Raw genomic sequence first — 18,629 nt, forward strand, 5'->3', positions numbered from 1 at the left:
GCCCCGGCCGTTCCGCCCCGCCCGCACCGCCCGTCCGTCCGCGCCCGTCCGTCCGCGCCCGTCCGTCCGGCGGTCAGGCGCCGCCGGGCCCGCCGTCCAGGAGTGCCAGCTCCTCCGTCCCCAGGTCGAGGCCGGCCGCCGCGGCCGAGTCCCGTGCCGTCTCCGGGCGGCTCGCGCCCGGGATCGGCAGCACCGTCTCCGAGCGGGTGAGCAGCCAGGCCAGCGCCACCCGCTGCGGACCGACCCCCCGCTCCCGCGCCACCCGGTGGAAGCCCCCGAACCGCGGGTCCTCCTCCAGGGCGGACGCCCCGTCGAGCGAGCTGCGCGAGATCCCGCCCAGCGGGCTCCACGGCAGGAAGGCGAGCCCGAGCTCCGCGCAGAGCCGCAGCTCCGCCTCGCTCTCCCGGACCGCCGGCGAGTACCGGTTCTGCACGGAGACCAGCCGGTCGCCCAGGATCTCGCGGGCCAGCAGGATCTGCTCCGTGTCCGCGTTGGAGATCCCGGCCAGCCTGATCGTGCCCGCGTCGAGCAACTCCCTGATCGCGCCCAGCGATTCGGCGTACGGGACGGCCGGGTCCGGCTTGTGCAGCTGGTACAGGCCGATCGGCGTCCCGCCGAGCCGCCGGGCCGAGGCCTCCGCCGCCCGCCGCAGGTGCGCCGGCCGCCCGTCCACGGTCCAGCCGCCGTCCGCCGTCCGGCCGCGCCCGCCCTTCGTCGCGACGAGCACGTCGTCCGTGCGGCCCCCGTAGGAGGCGAGGGCCCGTGCCACGAGCAGCTCGCCCTCGCCGGGCGCGCCGCCCGGCGGGTGGTAGGAGTCGGCGGTGTCGAGGAGGGTCACGCCCGCGTCGAGGGCCGCGTGCACGGTCGCGACCGCCCGGGCCTCGTCGGGTCGGCCCTCGATGGAGAGCGGCATGGTGCCGAGGCCGACCGCCCCGACCCGTACGTCCCCCAGCGTCCTGAGCCGCATCAGCGCACCGCCCCGGGGTCCGTCTCCTCGAAGCGTACGGCTCGGACCGTCTCGGAGATCGCGCGCGGGAGCCATTCGGCGCAGTGCCGGAAGGAATAGCCGAGCGCGGTGGCGCGGGAGTTGTCCATCCCGTAGAAGCGCGCGAAGGAGAAGGGGGAGACCTCGCCGAGCTCCACCTCCCGGAAGACCGCCCGGCCTCCCGTCACCTTCTCGATCTCCGCGCAGATGTCGGCGGTGGAGAGCAGCCCGTGGGAATGGGCGTTCACCGGCCCGGTGAATTCCGCCTCGACGGCCCAGGCCAGGAAAGCGGCGATCTCCTCCACGTACACATAGGTCGCCGGACGGTTCACGACGGGCACGGCGATCGGCTCGCCCGCCCGGATCCGTCGCGCGTAGTGGTCGATCCGGCCGGTGAAGTCGTCCTCGCCGCCCAGCACATGGGCGACCCGCACCGAGGTCCAGGCGAAGGGCGCCCCGGGCGCCGCGAACACCGCCTCGGCCTGCCGCTTCCCCTCCCCGTAGTGCTCCTCGCGGAACTCCGGGTCCTCCCAGGCCAGGGCCGTGTCCACGGTGACCGAGGCCAGGTCGAGGACGGACTCGGCGATCGGCCCGGCCGCGTCCTCGTACCCGTACACCTCCACCGTCGACGTCATCACATAGCGCCCGGTGCGCGGCCCGAACACCCTGCGGGCGATCTCCGCCTGGCGCGGGGTGTAGCAGACCTGGTCGACGACGACGTCGAAGGAACGGCCCGCCAGAACGGATTCCAGCGCGGCCTCGTCGTCGCGGTCGGCCACGAGGTGCTCGATTCCCCCGGGGGTTCCGGAAGAACCCCGGTTGAGCACCGTGAGCCGGTGCCCGGATTCCCGCAACAGGGCGATGAGCCGCTTTCCGAAATAGCGGTTCCCGCCGATGACCAGAATGTCCATTGCTCTCAACTCCCTTGATCCGCAGGACAAGTGTTACGTTGTCCGCTCGCTGCCTGAAGGGGGAATCATGGGAGTCCTGGCCGCCGCGCCGAAGGAACCACGGCCCGCGCGCCCCGCCGCCGACAATTCCTCGGCGCCCGCTTTCGACGCCGTCGACCGGCAGATCCTGGACCTCCTGCAGAGCGACGGCCGGATCAAACTCAGCGAGCTCGGCCGCCGCGTCCGGCTCAGCCCCGCGGCCGTCACCGAGCGGGTCCGCCGGCTGGAGGCGAGCGGGGCGGTCACCGGCTACGGCGCCCATGTCTCCCCGGCCCGGCTCGGCTACGGCATCCAGGCCTTCATCCGCGTGAACCCGCACGGCGGCTACACCCTGAAGCACCCGCGGACCCTGGAGCTGACCGGTCGCCCCGAGGTCCTGGAGGTCCACCACGTGGTGGGCGAGGACTGCTGGATCCTCAAGGTCGCCGTCACCGACACCGTCCACCTGGAGGAGATCCTGGAGCAGACCTCGGCGCTCGGCCGGACCACGACCTCGGTCGTGCTGTCCTCGCCGGTGCAGCGGAAGCCGCTGCTCCCCTTCTGAGGCCCTTCCTCCTTAGCCGCTGCTCCCCTTCTGAGGCCCTTCCTCCTTGCCCTGACGTCGGCGTCAAGGCCTAGGTTCGGGGACATGCGTATCGGAGAACTGGCCGAACGGGCGGGCACCACCACGCGGACTCTGCGGTACTACGAGTCCCGGGGCCTCCTGACCGCACGGCGCACGGAGCAGGGGCACCGCACCTACGACGAGGCCGACCTGCGGCTCCTCCAGCAGATCAGGACCCTCCAGGCCTTCGGGTTCGAGCTGGAGGAGACGCGGCCGTTCGTCGACTGCCTGCGCGCGGGGCACCCGGCGGGCGACTCCTGCCCCGCGTCGATCGCCGTCTACCGGCGGAAGGTCGCCGAACTGGACGGCCTGATCGAGCAGCTCCGGGCGGTACGCGCCCAGGTGGGCGCCCAGCTGCTGCGCGCCGAGGCGGAGCTGCCGCACGGCCCGGAGCCCCGGTGCGAATTCGACGTGGTGACGGACATGGAGGGATGACGGAGATGACGACGCACACGGAGGGCGTGGCCGAGGTCACGGACGCGGACTTCGCCACGGAGGTACTGGCGGCCGAACTGCCGGTCCTGGTGAAGTTCACCGCGGAGTGGTGCGGGCCGTGCCGGCAGCTGAAGCCGGTGCTCGCCGCGATCGCCGCGGAGTGGTCGGGGCGACTGCGGATCGTCGAGATCGACGTCGACCGCAGCCCGGAGACCACCGTGCGGTACGGGGTGCTGGGCACCCCGACGCTCATGCTCTTCCGCTCGGGCGAGCCGGTGAGGTCGCTGGTCGGAGCCCGCCCGAAGCGCCGCCTCCTGGCGGAGCTGGGGGACGCCCTCGCCTGACGCGGCCGGGCCGCGAGATTTCACCAGGGCATACAGAAATACCCCGACTAGAATTGACAGTCGGGGTATCGCCTCGCGTATATTCATGGATTCCGTGCCTGAACACACTGAAAGCACGGAGAAGTTCAATAAACGCACTGTATCGCGCCGGGAGTCGAATTGTCAACCGAGGAATTTCGGAACGAGCAGCAATTCATCACCGATCTCTATGCCCGACTCGACGAACTGAGGGACGAGGCCGAGGCCGCCGTCGGAAAGGCCCTGCGCACCCCCGGGGTCGGCAGCAACCAGGGCCGCCTCGAACGGGACGTGCTGGTCGCCGAGCAGTCCGGGCTGCTCTCCGCGCTCAACGCGGGGGAGACCGGGCTCTGTTTCGGGCGCCTCGTCTTCCAGGACGGGCGCGACCACCACATCGGCCGGCTCGGCATCCGCGAGGACGACCCGCACCGCACGCCCCTCGTCGTCGACTGGCGCGCCGAGATCGCCAGGCCCTTCTACCTCGCCACCGGCTACGAGCCCATGGGTCTCTCCCGCCGCCGGCACATCAGCACCCAGGGCCGCGAGGTGACCGCCCTCCACGACGAGGTGCTCGACCTCGCCGACGCCACCCGCACCGGACACGAGAGCCGCGACGCCGACGAGGTCCTGCTCGCCTCGCTCGACGCCGCCCGCACCGGCCGGATGCACGACATCGTGCAGACCATCCAGGCCGAGCAGGACGCCATCATCCGCTCCCCGCACCACGGCGTCCTCGTCGTCGAGGGCGGCCCCGGCACCGGCAAGACCGCCGTCGCGCTGCACCGGGCCGCGTACCTCCTCTACGCCCACCGCGAGCAGCTCGCCAGGCGCGCCGTCCTCATCGTCGGCCCCAACCCCGCCTTCCTCGGCTACATCGGGAACGTCCTGCCCTCCCTCGGCGAGACCGGCGTCCTGCTCGCCACCCCCGCCGAGCTCTTCCCCGGCGTCCGCGCCACCGGCACCGACACCCCCCGCGCCGCCGCCGTCAAGGGCTCCGCCGCCATGGCCGAGGCGCTCGCCGCCGCCGTACGGGACCGCCAGCAGGTCCCCGAGCGCGGCGCGCCCCTCCTCGTCCCGCACGAGGACGGGGACCTCGTCATCGACTGGGACATGGCCCTGGAGGCCCGCCACAAGGCCCGCGAGACCGTCCTCCCGCACAACCTCGCCCGCCCCTACTTCGTCTTCCGGATCCTGGACGCCCTCGCGGAGCAGCTCGCCGACCGCATCGGTGCCGACCCCTACGGCGGCCCCAACTTCCTCGGCCCCGACGACCGGGCGCTCCTCGCCAAGGGCATCGCCGCCAACCCCGACGTGCACGCCGCCGTCGACACCCTCTGGCCGGAGCTCACGCCCCAGGAGTTCCTGGCCGACTACCTCGCCGAGCCCACCCACCTCGACGAGGCCGACGCCGCGGCGGTCCGCCGCGCGGCCGGCGCGTGGACCCCCGCCGACGTACCGCTCCTCGACGAGGCCGCCGAGCTCCTCGGCCAGGACGACTCGGCCGCCCGCGCCGCCCAGGAGGCCGAGCGGCAGCGCCGGATCCAGTACGCGCAGGGCGTCCTCGACGTCAGCTACGCCTCGCGGACCTACGAGTTCGAGGACAAGGAGGAGCTCGACGAGGACGCCTCCGAGGTCCTCTCCGCCCACGACATCATCGACGCCGAGCGGTTCGCCGACCGGCACGAGGAGGCCGACCACCGCACCGCCGCCGAACGGGCCGCCGCCGACCGCACCTGGGCCTTCGGCCACATCATCGTGGACGAGGCCCAGGAGCTCTCCGCGATGACCTGGCGCCTCCTCATGCGCCGCAGCCCGACCCGCTCCATGACCCTGGTCGGCGACCCCGCCCAGACCGGCGACCCGGCCGGCGTCGGCGCCTGGGAGCGGATCCTCGAACCGCACGTGCAGGACCGCTGGGAGCACGTCCGCCTCGGGGTCAACTACCGGACGCCCGCCGAGATCATGGAGGTCGCCGCCGACGTCCGGCGGACCGCCGACCCGGCCTTCGAGCCGCCGCGGTCCGTCCGCTCCACCGGCGTCGCGCCCTGGGACCGCACGGTCGACGACCCGGTGAAGGAGGCCGCCGACGCCGTCGCCGCCGAACTGCGCAGCGAGGGCCGGCTCGCCGTCATCGCCCCGGCGGAGCTGCTCCCCGGCCTGGTCGCCGCCCTGCCGGAGGCCGCCCACGGAGCGGCCCCCGACCTCACCCGCCCTGTGGTGCTCCTCGACCCCCGGCAGGCCAAGGGCCTGGAGTTCGACACGGTCCTGGTCGTCGACCCGGACGGCATCGCGGCCGGTGCCCCGCACGGGGTCAACGACCTGTACGTGGCGCTGACCCGGGCGACCCAGCGGCTGGGCGTGATCAGGCCGGCCTGAGCCAGACCGTCGCCAGCGGCGGCAGCGTCATCCGCAGGCTCGCCGCACGGCCGTGCCACGGCACCGACTCGGTCTTCACCGGGTCGGTGCCCACCACGTCCCCGCCGCCGTACCGGGCGGCGTCCGTGTTGAGGACCTCCGCCCAGGCGGCGAAGGTGTCCGGCACGCCCAGCCGGTAGTCGTGCCGCACGACCGGCGAGAAGTTGGAGACGGCGAGCAGCGGGGAGCCGAAGGCGTCGAAGCGCAGGAACGCGAAGACGTTGTCCTCGGCGGCGTCCCCGACCACCCACTGGAAGCCGTCCGGGGCGGTGTCCCGCTCCCAGAGCGAGGGGCTCGCCGCGTACACCGTGTTCAGGTCCCGGACCAGGTCCCGCACCCCCCGGTGGTCGGGCTCCGCCCCGTATGCCGGGTCGAGTAGCCACCAGTCGGGCCCGTGCTCCGCCGACCACTCCCCGCCCTGTGCGAACTCCTGTCCCATGAAAAGGAGTTGCTTGCCGGGGTGGGCCCACATGAAGCCCAGGTAGGCGCGGTGGTTGGCGCGCTGCTGCCACCAGTCGCCCGGCATCTTCGACACCAGCGACCGCTTGCCGTGCACCACCTCGTCGTGGGAGATCGGCAGGATGTAGTTCTCGCTGTACGCGTACACCATCGAGAAGGTCATCTCGTGGTGGTGGTACTTGCGGTGCACCGGCTCCTTCTCCGCGTAGCCGAGGGAGTCGTGCATCCAGCCCATGTTCCACTTCATGCCGAAGCCGAGGCCGCCGAAGCCGCCGGGGCCCACCTGGTCCGTCGCCCGCGTCACCCCGTCCCAGGCCGTGGACTCCTCGGCGAAGGTCACGATCCCCGGGCAGCGGCGGTAGACGGTGGCGTTCATCTCCTGGAGGAAGGCCACCGCGTCCAGGTTCTCCCGGCCGCCGAACTCGTTCGGCAGCCACTCGCCGTGCTCCCGCGAGTAGTCCAGGTAGAGCATCGAGGCCACCGCGTCCACCCGCAGCCCGTCGAGGTGGAACTCCTGGCACCAGTACACGGCGTTCGCCACCAGGAAGTTCCGCACCTCCTTGCGGCCGTAGTCGAACTCCAGCGTCCCCCAGTCGGGATGGTGCGAACGGCGCGGGTCCTCGTGCTCGTACAGCGGACGGCCGTCGAACTCGGCGAGCGCCCAGTCGTCCTTCGGGAAGTGCGCCGGGACCCAGTCCATCAGGACCCCGATCCCGGCCCGGTGCAGCGCGTCCACCAGGTACTTGAAGTCGTCGGGCGTGCCCATGCGGGCCGTCGGCGCGTAGAAGCCCGTGACCTGGTAGCCCCAGGAGCCGCTGAACGGATGCTCGGCGACGGCCATGAACTCCACGTGCGTGAAACCGAGGTCGCGCACGTAGTCCGGCAGCTGCTCCGCGAGCTGCCGGTACGTCAGGCCGGGCCGCCAGGACGGCAGGTGGAGCTCGTAGACCGAGAGCGGCGCCTCGTGGTGCGGGCGGGCGCCGCGCCGCGCCAGCCACTCGGCGTCGTCCCACACGTGGTGCGAGGCGGTGACGACCGAGGCGGTGTTCGGCGGGCACTCGGTACGGCGGGCCATCGGGTCCGCGCGCACGGTGTGCGAACCGTCCGGCCGGGCGATGTCGAACTTGTACAGCGCCCCCTCGCCGACGCCCGGCACGAACAGCTCCCACACGCCCGTCGAACCCAGCGAGCGCATCGGCAGCGCCGTGCCGTCCCAGTGCGTGAAGTCACCGGTGACGCGGACGCCCCGGGCGTTCGGCGCCCAGACCGCGAACCGGGTGCCGGCGACGCCCTCGTGGGTCAGGAGGTGGGCGCCGAGCGCCGTCCACAGCTCCTCGTGCCGGCCCTCGCCGATGAGGTGCAGGTCCAGCTCGCCGAGGGAGGGCAGGAAGCGGTACGGGTCGACGACGGCGAGCTCCTCGCCGCCGTCCTCGTACCGCACGCGCAGCTCGTACGCCGGCACCTTCCGCAGCAGCGGCAGCAGGCCGGTGAACAGGCCGTCGCCCTCGTCGTGGAGCGTGACGCGGCGGCCCTTCGTCAGGACCGTGACCTCCTTCGCCCACGGCCGCAGCACGCGAATCACGACGCCGCCCTTGACCGGGTGGGCGCCCAGCAGGCCGTGCGGGTCGTGGTGCTCGCCCGCGAGCAGCCGGGCCCGGTCACCCGGCCCGACGGGTGGCGCCTTCCGCACGGCGGTCCGGTCCGGAGCGGGCGCCTTCCGTACCTCGGTCCGGTCCGGTGCGGGCGTCTTCCGGGCGCGGGACGTCTTGCCTGCGGATCGGGCGGTCACGGGGGTGCCTCCTGGAGGGCGGGAACGAGGGATACGGGTGTACGTGTCCACGGTTGTCTACGGGGTAGGAAACGGCGCCCCGAGGGTGCGGGACACTCGGCCGAACGGGGCGCGTGCGGGTCACCGCAGGCGGGAGCGGTGCGCGCGCCGCGGGCGGCTGGGCCGAACGGGTCCGGCGCCCCGCCCGTCGGGGCGGGGCGGCCGGCCACGGGGGCGGACGGGATCACCGGGGCGCGGCGAGGCGCTCGATCGCGGACATCGGCACGGGGAGCCAGTCCGGACGGTGCCGGGCCTCGTACACGACCTCGTAGACCGCCTTGTCGGTCTCGTAGGCGCGCAGGAGCGCCGGGTCGGCGCGCGGGTCCGCGCCCGCCGCCTCGGCGTAGCCCGTGCAGTACGCGGCCCGGCAGCGCGCCGCCCAGTCCGCGTTCCACGGCCGGTGGGTGCGGGCCGCGTAGTCGAAGGAGCGGAGCATGCCGGCGACGTCCCGGACGGTGGGCTGGGGGCTCCGCCGCTCGTCCAGCGGCTTCGCCGGCTCGCCCTCGAAGTCGATGACGGCCCAGCCGCCGTCGGAGCCCCGCAGGGTCTGCCCCAGGTGCAGGTCGCCGTGGATGCGCTGGAGCGCACCCGCGCCGGGCGCCTCGCCGGCCGCCGCGAAGACGGCCCGCAGCCCCGGCACGTACGGCAGGAGCGCCGGTACGGCCTGCGCCGCGGCGTGCAGCCGCCGGTCCATCGCCGCGGCGAGGTGCTCGGTCTCGGAGCGCGGCAGCCGCAGGGTCGGCAGCGCGCCGGCGAGCGCGAGGTGCACCTCGGCCGTGGCCCGGCCGAGGGCCCGCGCCTCGGTGGTGAACTCCCGCCCGTCGGCGAGCGCGTCGAGCGCGAGCCGCCAGCCGTCCCGGGAGTCCCGGAGGTAGGGCTGGAGGACGCCGAGGGTCGCGGCCCCCGACTCGAACCAGGCGACCGGGGCCGGCACGCGCGCGCAGCCGGCCCGGCTCAGGGCGAGGGGCAGTTCGAGGTCCGGGTTGGCACCGGGACTGACCCGTCGGAAGATCTTCAGGATGAACGAATCCCCGTACACGAGCGAGGAGTTGGACTGCTCGGCATCGAGTACGCGGGGGGCGAGGGCGGGGGGGAGTGCGGTGGTGGCGTGGAAGCGCAGGGGGCCGGTCCGGCCCGGGGAGCGCAGCCGCTCGTAGAGGAGTCCCGCGAGCCGCGGGTCGCGCAGCCCTTCGTAGACCGCGCGTCCGGCGAGCGGGCCCTGCCGGATCCGCCCGATCAGGGCGGGGGCGAGGCGGGGCGGCAGCTGGGTCCGTACGCCCAGGAGCAGTTGGTAGCAGTCGGCGGGTGTGCCGGCCGGGCGGCCGGGCTGGTCGACCCGTACGAGCAGATGGAGGAGACCGGGTCCCGCGCCGTCCAGGGGGAGCAGCTCGGTGGCCGCGTCCAGCGTGAATCCGATGACCCGGCGGCCCTTGCCCGCGAACCAGCGCTGCCGTGGCAGCCATTCGTGGAGCAGGGGTGCGAGGGACGGAAGGAGGGCGTCCGGGGCCCGGGTGGTGGATGCGGTCTCCGGCATGGCATCGCGTCCTTTCCCCGGGGCGCGCAGTTGGCTGTCGTATGCGTTCAAATGCGCAGAGTGTCCCGGATGGCGGCTTGGACTGTCCGGAAGTGCGGGACGTGTCGGAAGGGGAAGATCCGTACGGGTCCGGCAAGAAGGCCCGTATGGACCTGAATCGTGACGTGGAACGTGTGTGGGACACAGTGCCCAGAGGGGGACGGGGGAAACCGTCCCACCCCGGACGAATCCGAACTGACCGCCGGTCAGCCCTTCTTGAGACGGAACCAGTAGAAGCCGTGTCCCGCAAGGGTCAGGAGGTAGGGCAGCTCGCCGATGGCCGGGAACGTCACCCCGCCGATCAGCTCCACCGGCTGGCTGCCGGCGAAGCGCCGCAGGTCGAGCTCGGTCGGCTGCGCGAACCGCGAGAAGTTGTTCACGCAGAGGACCAGATCGTCGCCGTCCTCCCGGAGGAAGGCGAGCACCGCCGGGTTGGACGCGGGCAGTTCGGTGTACGTGCCCGTGCCGAAGGCCCGGTTCTGCTTGCGGATCTCGATCATCCGCTTCGTCCAGTGCAGCAGCGAGGACGGTGAGGCCATGCCCGCCTCGACATTGGTCACCTGGTAGCCGTGGACCGGGTCCATGATGGCCGGCAGGTAGAGCCGTCCCGGGTCGCAGGAGGAGAAGCCCGCGTTCCGGTCGGGCGTCCACTGCATCGGGGTGCGGACCCCGTCCCGGTCGCCCAGCCAGATGTTGTCGCCCATGCCGATCTCGTCGCCGTAGTACAGCACCGGCGAGCCGGGCAGCGAGAAGAGCAGCGCGGTGAAGAGCTCCATCTGCTTGCGGTCGTTGTCGAGGAGCGGGGCGAGACGGCGCCGGATGCCGATGTTGGCCCGCATCCGCGGGTCCTTGGCGTACTCGGCGTACATGTAGTCGCGCTCTTCGTCCGTGACCATCTCGAGCGTGAGCTCGTCGTGGTTGCGCAGGAAGATGCCCCACTGGCAGCCGGAGGGGATCTCCGGGGTCTTCGCCAGGATCTCGGAGACCGGGTACCGCGACTCGCGCCGCACGGCCATGAAGATCCGCGGCATGACCGGGAAGTGGAAGGCCATGTGGCACTCGTCGCCGCCCGACCGGAAGTCGCCGAAGTAGTCGACGACGTCCTCCGGCCACTGGTTCGCCTCGGCGAGCAGCACCGTGTCCGGGTAGTGGTCGTCGATCTCCTTGCGGACCCGCTTGAGGAAGCCGTGGGTGGCCGGGAGGTTCTCGCAGTTGGTGCCCTCCTGCTGGTACAGGTACGGCACCGCGTCGAGCCGGAAGCCGTCGATCCCCAGGTCCAGCCAGAACTTCAGCGCGGACAGGATCTCCTCCTGCACCGCCGGGTTCTCGTAGTTGAGGTCCGGCTGGTGCGAGAAGAACCGGTGCCAGTAGTACTGCTTGCGGACCGGGTCGAAGGTCCAGTTGGAGGTCTCCGTGTCGACGAAGATGATCCGGGCGTCCGCGTACTGCTTGTCGTCGTCCGCCCAGACGTAGTAGTCGCCGTACGGCCCCTCCGGATCGCGCCGGGACTCCTGGAACCACTCGTGCTGGTCGCTCGTGTGGTTCATGACGAAGTCGATGACCACCCGCATCCCGCGCTGGTGGGCCGCGTCGACGAACTCGACGAAGTCGGCCAGGTCGCCGAACTCGGGGAGCACGGACGTGTAGTCCGCGACGTCATAACCTCCGTCCCGCAGAGGGGACTTGAAGAACGGCGGCAGCCAGAGGCAGTCCACCCCCAGCCACTGGAGGTAGTCCAGCTTGGCCGTGATGCCCTTCAGGTCGCCGACGCCGTCGCCGTTGCTGTCCTGGAAGGAGCGGACCAGGACCTCGTAGAAGACGGCCCGCTTGAACCAGTCGGGATCGCGGTCCTTGACGGGGGTGTCCTCGAAGGTGTCGGGGACGGGCTCGTTGACAGTCATGTGGTGGGTGACCCTCCGGTCTGCGGGGACGGTCGCAGGACGAGGACGTGCGCGGGTGTGACACCCGGTTCCAGGCGCACGTAACTGGCCCTGCCCCAGTGATAGGTCTCGCCGGTGAGCTCGTCGCGCACCGGCACGGTCTCGTGCCAGTCGAGGCCGAGTTCCGGCATGTTCAACGAGAGTGAAGCCTCCTGGGTGTGGTGCGGGTCGAGGTTGACGACCACCAGAACGATGTTCGAACCCGAGCGCTTCGAGTACGCGATCACCTGCGCGTTGTCGGTGTCGTGGAAGGTGATGTTCCGCAACCTGCGGAGCGCCGGGTGACGGCGCCTGATCCGGTTCAGCGCGGTGATCAGCGGGGTGATCGTCCTCCCGGCCCGCTCCGCCGACTCCCAGTCACGGGGCCGGAGTTCGTACTTCTCCGAGTCCAGGTACTCCTCACTTCCCTCCCGCACCGGGGTGTTCTCGCACAGCTCGTACCCGGCGTACATGCCCCAGGACGGCGAGAGCGTCGCCGCCAGCACCGCCCGCGCCTCGAACGCCGGCCGGCCGCCCTTCTGGAGGTAGGCGTGCAGGATGTCGGGGGTGTTCACGAAGAAGTTCGGCCGCATCTGCGCGGCCGACTCGCCGGACAGCTCGGTGAGGTAATCCGTCAGCTCCTCCTTGGTGTTGCGCCACGTGAAGTACGTGTACGACTGCTGGAAACCGATCGCGCCGAGCGTCCGCATCATCGCCGGCCGCGTGAACGCCTCCGCCAGGAAGATCACGTCCGGATCGGCCCGGTTGATCTCGCCGATCACCCGCTCCCAGAACACCACCGGCTTGGTGTGCGGATTGTCCACGCGGAAGATCCGGACCCCGTGGTCCATCCAGAACCGCAGCACCCGCACGGTCTCCGCGACGATCCCGTCCATGTCGGCATCGAACGCGATCGGATAGATGTCCTGGTACTTCTTCGGCGGGTTCTCCGCGTACGCGATCGAACCGTCCGGCCGGTGGTGGAACCACTCCGGGTGCTTCTCCACCCACGGATGGTCGGGCGAGCACTGGAGCGCGAAGTCCAGCGCGATCTCCAGCCGCAACTCCCGGGCCCGCGCCACGAAGGCGTCGAAGTCCTCGAAGGTGCCGAGGTCCGGATGGAGCGCGTCGTGCCCGCCCTCGGGGGAGCCGATCGCCCACGGCACGCCCACGTCGTTCGGTGACGCCGAGAGGGAGTTGTTCGGGCCCTTGCGGTGCGTCTCGCCGATCGGGTGCACCGGCGGCAGGTACACCACGTCGAAGCCCATCGCCGCGACCGCCGGAAGCCGCTCCGACGCGGTGCGGAAGTTCCCCGGAACCGTACGGCCCTTGACCTTCCGCACGCCCTCCGAGCGCGGGAAGAACTCGTACCAGGAGCCGAACAGCGCCCGCTCCCGCTCCACGTGGAGCGGCAACGCGGGGGAGGAGGACAGCAGTTCGCGCAGCGGGTGGCGGTCGAGCGACTCGACGACCCGCGGCGCGAGCGCCGCCGCGAGCCGGACCGCCGCCGGGCGGGCGACATCGCGCAGCGCGTCCGCCGCGGCCAGCACGGCCTCCCGGCCGCCGCCCTTCTTCGGGACGCCCTTCGCGGCCCGCTCGTGCAGCTCGGCGCCCTCGGCGAGGACGAGTTCGGAGTCGATGCCGGCCGGAATCTTGATCTTCGCGGTGTGCCGCCAGGTGGCCACCGGATCGCTCCACGCCTCGACGGTGTACGTCCACGAGCCCTCGGCGTCCGGGGTGACCTCGGCGCCCCACCGGTCGGTACCGGGGGCCAGTTCACGCATCGGGGTCCACGGGCCGGGGCGGCCGGACGGGCCGCGCAGCACGACATTGGCGGCGACCGCGTCGTGCCCTTCGCGGAAGACGGTCGCCGTCACCTCGAAGGTCTCTCCTGCCACCGCTTTCGCGGGGCGCCGGCCACAGTCGACCAGCGGGCGTACGTCCAGTACGGGAATGCGTCCCATGAGCGGATTCACAGCATCACCTGACGGGTTACGGGGGTGCGGGTGGTGGTGCGCTCTTTCTAGCTCCGTCGACGGCCGGCGGGTTGCGGGCATTGACGGCTCCTGTCCGCGTTCACTCGGATGGCGGGTCCACAGGGAGTACGGGTTCCAGAGGGTCCGGGGGGTGTGGGTACCGGAGGAGCCTTCCCACAGTTCTCGGGTGGGCAATCCGGCGCTTTGTTAACTACTAGGACGTAGCCGCACCGGCAAGCGCACGGACGACCGAAAAATCCCCGCCCCGCCGGAGCGGGGCGGAGCTCCTCGCGAACCGGTGGGGCGGGGCGGGCCGGAGAGGAGGGACGGACCCGTGGGACGCGCCGGCCGTGCGGGTCAGCGGTACGGCGAGGCGTCCGGTTCCTCCGCGTCCGACGACCAGACCCGCCACGGCTGACCGGCCACCCATTCCTCCACCGGGGCCGGTTCCAGCGCGAGCGCCTCCGCCGACACTCCGTCGTCGCCCGCCATGAGCAGCGGATCCGCGCCGCTCGCCATGTGGTGGTAGATCCCCGCCACCCCGGCCGCCGCCGCCGGACCGAGGAACCCGGCGAGCCCGTGCTCGAAGTCGGCCGGATCCAGCTCCTGGTAGCGCACGGCCCTGCCCAGCCCCCGGCCGAACGCCGCCGCGAGCTCACCGCCCGTCAGCGCCTCCGCCCCGCCGACGTCGAACGTCCGCCCCTCCAGGCCCTCCCGGGTCAGTGCCGCGAGCGCCGCCTCCGCCAGATCCCGGTGCGAGAGCCACGCCGTCCGCGCCGACTCCGGCAGCGGACAGGCGAGTACGCCCTCGTCGACGAGCGCGGGACCGTTCCACGGCGAGAAGAGGTTGTCGAGGTAGACCGGCGGCCGGATCACCACGAGCGGCACCCCGCTGTCCCGGATCACCCGCTCCGCCAGGCGCCGTGTCTCGAACGCCGCCACCCCCGTCCGGGTCTGCGGGACCCGGGTGTTGGTGTTGAGCACCAGCCGTGTCGTGCCCGCGCACAGCGCGGCCTCCGCTATGCCCCGCGCGTACGCCTCCACCCGTTCGGCCTCGTACACCAGCGGCAGCGTGACGAACGCGTGCGTCGTGCCCTCGAAGAGCCGCCGCACGTCCGCCGGCCGCCCCAGGTCGCCGGCGAGGAAGCGGACGCCGGGCAGCGTCGGCCGGTCGGCCTCCGGACGCCGTGTCAGACCATGGACCGGATGGCTCCGCTCCGCCAGCAGCCGGGCCACCGCACCCCCCTGGAAACCGGTCGCGCCGACGACCGCCACCCGCATCGGAATCTCACTGGACATGTCTCTCCGAGCCCCTTCGATAGGCTGTCGCCGCTGCTGCGCCGACTCCCTCCAGGCTCGCCGCGACGACTGCGGCCGTTCAATCAACAAACCGGTGCGGAGACTGAAGGATCGTCCATGGACACCGTGGGAACCGCCCGTGACCAGCGGCACGCGCACCAGGACCGCGGCGCCGAGCACGAGGACCTGCTGAGCGAACTCCTGAAACCCCTCCGGCTCACCGGGGTCTTCGCCAGCCGCTGGAACGTCCGGGCCCCCTGGGCGGTCGAGGGCGACGCCGAACGCAGCTGCGCCGTCCTGCACTACGTCGTGGAGGGCGACTGCTGGATCACCGCCGCCGGCGAGCCCTCCGTCGAACTGCACACCGGAGATCTCGTCGTCTTCCCCACCGGCACCGCACACCGCCTCGCCGACCGCCCCGAGCGCCGGGGCGTCCCCCTCAAGGCCGTCCTGCCCGAACGGCGGCCCGGTACCTCCGGCGAGATCGTCATCGACGGCACCGGCCCCACGGCCCGGCTCCTCTGCGCCGGACTCCACTACGACGCCGGCGCCGCCACCGCCCTCTCCACCTCACTGCCCTGGGCCCTCGTCCTCGACCGCGGCCAGGTCGACCGCGAGCCGCTGCTCCGCGACACCCTCCGGCTGCTCGCCACCCCCGACCGGCCCGCCGGCCCGGCGACCGGCTCATCACCCTGCGCGCCTTCGAGATGGCGCTCGTCCTCGCGCTCCGCCCGCTGCTGCGCGAACTCGCCGGCGGCCCCGCCTCACTGCCCCTGCTTCGGCACCCCGGCATCAGCCGGGCCGTCGTGACGATCGCGACCCGCTTCGCCGAACCCTGGCGGATCGACTCCCTCGCCCGCGAGGCCGGCATGTCCCGCTCCGCGTTCGCCGCCGCCTTCCGCGAACTCGTCGGCGAGTCCCCCGCCCGCTACCTCGCCGCCCGCCGCATGCAGGAGGCCGTGCGCCTCCTCACCGAGACCTCGCTCCCGCAGTCGGCCCTGCCCGCCCGCATCGGCTACCGGAGCGCCGAAGGCTTTCACGTCGCCTTCCGCAAGTGCTACGGGGTGACACCGGGCGAGTACCGCGCGGGAGGCGCGGGGGCCACCTGATCCGGCGGGCGCCGGACGCCGGGCCCTTGGCCGACACGCCGAACGCGCCGACGCGCCATGGTCCGGCCGGGCGACATGTCCTAACGTCGGAGCGGAACGACGGACGCACAGCGTGGTGCGTCCACTCCGCTCCGTACTCGCCTGCGAAGGTGGAACGCGTGAAGGCAATCCGTCGATTCACCGTGCGTCCCGTCCTCCCCGACACCCTTCGACCCCTCGCCGACCTCGCGCACAACCTGCGCTGGTCCTGGCACGAACCCACCCGCGCCCTCTTCGACTCGCTCGCCCCGGAGAGCGCCGGCGGCACCGACCCCGTCCGGATCCTCGGTTCCCTCGAAGCCCCCCGGCTCGCCGCGCTCGCCGCCGACCGGGACTTCCTGGCCCGGCTGACCGCCGCCGCCGATGACCTCGACACCTACCTCCACGCGCCCCGCTGGTACCAGGGCCGGGCGGGCCGGCCGCCCGCGGCCGTCGCGTACTTCTCACCGGAGTTCGGCGTCGCCGCGGCCCTGCCCCAGTACTCCGGCGGCCTCGGCATCCTCGCCGGCGACCACCTCAAGTCCGCCAGCGACCTCGGCGTCCCCCTCGTCGGCGTGGGCCTGCTCTACCGGCACGGCTACTTCCGGCAGTCCCTCGGCCGCGACGGCTGGCAGCAGGAGCACTACCCCGTCCTCGACCCCGGTGAACTGCCGGTCACCCTGCTCCGCGAGGCCGACGGCGCACCCGCCCGCGTCACCCTCGCCCTGCCCGGCGGACGCAGCCTGCACGCCCACATCTGGATCGCCCAGGCCGGCCGCGTCCCGCTGCTCATGCTCGACTCCGACGTCGAGGAGAACGCCCCCGGCGAACGGGACGTCACCGACCGGCTGTACGGCGGCGGCAGCGAGCACCGGCTCCTCCAGGAGATGCTCCTCGGCATCGGCGGCGTCCGGGCCGTCCGCACGTACACGCGGCTCACCGGCACCCCCGACCCCGAGGTCTTCCACACCAACGAAGGCCACGCAGGACTCCTCGGCCTCGAACGCATCCGCGAACTCCAGGGCGAGGGGCTCGACTTCGACAGCGCCCTGGAGACCGTCAGGGCCGGGACCGTCTTCACCACCCACACGCCCGTCCCCGCCGGTATCGACCGCTTCGACCGGAGCCTGGTCGCCCGCCACCTCGGCGAGGACGGCGCCCTCCCCGGCGTCGACACCGGGCGCGTCCTCGCACTCGGCGACGAGACCCCGCTCGGCGGCGACCCCGGCGTCTTCAACATGGCCGCCATGGGACTGCGCCTCGCCCAGCGCGCCAACGGCGTCTCCACCCTCCACGGCGCCGTCAGCCGCGCCATGTTCGCCGGACTCTGGACGGGCTTCGACGCCGACGAAGTGCCCCTCACCTCCATCACCAACGGCGTCCACGCCCCCACCTGGGTCGCCCCCGAGGTCGGCCGGCTCGGCCCCGACGCCACCGACCGCGAGCTGTGGGAGCTCCGCCGCACCCTGCGCGAACGGCTCGTGACCGACGTACGGGCACGGCTCCGGGCCTCCTGGCGCCAGCGCGGGGCCGCCGCCGCCGAACTCGGCTGGACCGACTCCGTCCTCGACCCCGACGTCCTCACCATCGGGTTCGCCCGCCGCGTCCCCTCGTACAAGCGGCTCACGCTCATGCTCCGGGACAAGGACCGGCTGCGCGCCCTGCTGCTCCACCCCGAGCGGCCCGTGCAGCTCGTCGTCGCCGGCAAGGCGCACCCCGCCGACGACGGCGGGAAGCGGCTCGTGCAGGAGCTGGTCCGCTTCGCCGACGACCCCCGGATCCGGCACCGGATCGTCTTCCTGCCGGACTACGGCATGGAGATGGCCCGCGGCCTCTACCCCGGCTGCGACGTCTGGCTCAACAACCCGCTCCGCCCGCTGGAGGCCTGCGGCACCAGCGGCATGAAGGCCGCCCTCAACGGCTGCCTCAACCTCTCCGTCCTCGACGGCTGGTGGGACGAGTGGTTCGAGCCCGACTTCGGCTGGGCCATCCCCACCGCCGACGGCGCGGCGGCCGCCGACGAGGACCGCCGGGACGACCTGGAGGCCGCCGCCCTCTACGAGCTGATCGAGCGCCGAGTCGCCCCCCGCTTCTACGACCGGGGCCCCGACGGCGTCCCGGCCGGCTGGACGGCGATGGTCAGGCGCACCCTCGCCGACCTCGGCCCGAAGGTCCTCGCCGACCGGATGGTCCGCGAGTACGTCGAGCGGCTGTACGTCCCCGCCGCCGAGGCCCGCCGGGCGCTCACCCCGGACCGGGCGCGGGAGCTCGCGGCCTGGAAGGCCCGGGTCAGGGAGGCCTGGCCCAAGGTCTCCGTCGACCACGTCGAGGTCGGCGACGGGCTCGCCGAGGACCTGGCCGACGCGGAGCTCGGCTCCACCCCGGTCGTCCGGGTCCGGGTGGCCCTCGGTGCACTCGGCCCCGACGACGTCGAGGTGCAGGCCGTCACGGGCCGGGTCGACGCCGACGACACCCTCGCGGACACCCGCACCGGCACCCTCAAGCCGGCGGGCGGCCCGGACCTGGAGGGGCGCCTGCCGTACGCGGGCACCCTGGAGCTCGACAGGACCGGCTCCTTCGGCTGCACGGTCCGCGTCCTGCCCGCCCACCCGCTCCTCGCCCACCAGGCCGAACTCGGTCTCGTGGCCCTGCCGGAGGAGACGGCGGGGGAGGGCGCGGGCTGTCTCCTGCGGTAGG

Annotated in this window: 14 protein-coding genes; 7 read left to right on the plus strand and 7 right to left on the minus strand. The window is 72.7% G+C overall.

Annotation, left to right across the window (positions count from 1 at the left end; genetic code table 11):
* Positions 1-73: 73 nt before the first annotated feature.
* Positions 74-967 (minus strand): aldo/keto reductase, encoded by an 894-nt coding sequence (locus tag ACF08F_RS25855; protein ID WP_392300912.1) that lies wholly within the window; start codon positions 965-967, stop codon positions 74-76.
* On the minus strand, positions 967-1,896 hold the full coding sequence (locus ACF08F_RS25860; RefSeq protein ID WP_392300913.1) for an NAD-dependent epimerase/dehydratase family protein: 930 nt from the start codon (positions 1,894-1,896) through the stop codon (positions 967-969). The genes ACF08F_RS25855 and ACF08F_RS25860 overlap by 1 nt, the downstream gene beginning before the upstream one ends.
* Before the next feature lie 67 nt (positions 1,897-1,963).
* Between ACF08F_RS25860 and ACF08F_RS25865 the strand changes: the two genes are divergently transcribed.
* The 4 genes from ACF08F_RS25865 to ACF08F_RS25880 all read left to right on the plus strand — a co-directional run bounded on the left by ACF08F_RS25865 (position 1,964) and on the right by ACF08F_RS25880 (position 5,712).
* Positions 1,964-2,479: an Lrp/AsnC family transcriptional regulator gene (locus ACF08F_RS25865; protein WP_392300914.1), complete on the plus strand. Its 516-nt coding sequence runs from the start codon at positions 1,964-1,966 to the stop codon at positions 2,477-2,479.
* Between the two features lie 84 nt (positions 2,480-2,563).
* Positions 2,564-2,974, plus strand: coding sequence for a MerR family transcriptional regulator (locus tag ACF08F_RS25870; RefSeq protein WP_392300915.1), 411 nt, complete (start codon positions 2,564-2,566; stop codon positions 2,972-2,974).
* A gap of 5 nt (positions 2,975-2,979) precedes the next feature.
* Positions 2,980-3,318, plus strand: coding sequence for a thioredoxin family protein (locus ACF08F_RS25875; RefSeq protein ID WP_392300916.1), 339 nt, complete (start codon positions 2,980-2,982; stop codon positions 3,316-3,318).
* Positions 3,319-3,477: 159 nt separating this feature from the next.
* Positions 3,478-5,712 (plus strand): HelD family protein, encoded by a 2,235-nt coding sequence (locus tag ACF08F_RS25880; RefSeq protein ID WP_392300917.1) that lies wholly within the window; start codon positions 3,478-3,480, stop codon positions 5,710-5,712.
* Here the strand turns inward: ACF08F_RS25880 and glgB are convergent.
* The 5 genes from glgB to ACF08F_RS25905 all read right to left on the minus strand — a co-directional run bounded on the left by glgB (position 5,699) and on the right by ACF08F_RS25905 (position 14,805).
* Positions 5,699-7,999: a 1,4-alpha-glucan branching enzyme gene (glgB, locus tag ACF08F_RS25885; RefSeq protein WP_392300918.1), complete on the minus strand. Its 2,301-nt coding sequence runs from the start codon at positions 7,997-7,999 to the stop codon at positions 5,699-5,701. The two genes, ACF08F_RS25880 and glgB, sit on opposite strands and share 14 nt — an antisense overlap.
* A 223-nt stretch (positions 8,000-8,222) precedes the next feature.
* Positions 8,223-9,572: a maltokinase gene (locus tag ACF08F_RS25890; RefSeq protein WP_392300919.1), complete on the minus strand. Its 1,350-nt coding sequence runs from the start codon at positions 9,570-9,572 to the stop codon at positions 8,223-8,225.
* A 245-nt stretch (positions 9,573-9,817) separates the two neighbouring features.
* Positions 9,818-11,512 (minus strand): maltose alpha-D-glucosyltransferase, encoded by a 1,695-nt coding sequence (gene treS, locus ACF08F_RS25895; RefSeq protein WP_392300920.1) that lies wholly within the window; start codon positions 11,510-11,512, stop codon positions 9,818-9,820.
* Positions 11,509-13,494, minus strand: a complete 1,986-nt coding sequence (locus ACF08F_RS25900; protein ID WP_392300921.1) for an alpha-1,4-glucan--maltose-1-phosphate maltosyltransferase — start codon at positions 13,492-13,494, stop codon at positions 11,509-11,511. The genes treS and ACF08F_RS25900 overlap by 4 nt, the downstream gene beginning before the upstream one ends.
* A gap of 369 nt (positions 13,495-13,863) precedes the next feature.
* A complete protein-coding gene (locus tag ACF08F_RS25905) occupies positions 13,864-14,805 on the minus strand; it encodes an SDR family oxidoreductase (RefSeq protein ID WP_392300922.1) in 942 nt (313 codons plus the stop codon).
* A 117-nt stretch (positions 14,806-14,922) separates the two neighbouring features.
* Here ACF08F_RS25905 and ACF08F_RS25910 point away from each other — a divergent pair, with 117 nt between their 5' ends.
* The 3 genes from ACF08F_RS25910 (at position 14,923) to glgP (ending at position 18,628) form a co-directional block, all read left to right on the plus strand.
* Complete coding sequence (locus tag ACF08F_RS25910; protein WP_392300923.1) at positions 14,923-15,615, plus strand: cupin domain-containing protein; 693 nt, start codon at positions 14,923-14,925, stop codon at positions 15,613-15,615.
* The gene (locus ACF08F_RS25915) at positions 15,612-15,914 is read left to right on the plus strand and encodes a helix-turn-helix transcriptional regulator (protein WP_392300924.1); all 303 of its coding nucleotides are present in this window, start codon (positions 15,612-15,614) and stop codon (positions 15,912-15,914) included. The genes ACF08F_RS25910 and ACF08F_RS25915 overlap by 4 nt, the downstream gene beginning before the upstream one ends.
* A gap of 158 nt (positions 15,915-16,072) precedes the next feature.
* Positions 16,073-18,628, plus strand: a complete 2,556-nt coding sequence (gene glgP, locus ACF08F_RS25920; RefSeq protein WP_392300925.1) for an alpha-glucan family phosphorylase — start codon at positions 16,073-16,075, stop codon at positions 18,626-18,628.
* Position 18,629: the final 1 nt, after the last annotated feature.

Origin of the sequence: Streptomyces sp. NPDC015130 (assembly GCF_043080005.1) — a bacterium.
Taxonomy (GTDB): domain Bacteria; phylum Actinomycetota; class Actinomycetes; order Streptomycetales; family Streptomycetaceae; genus Streptomyces.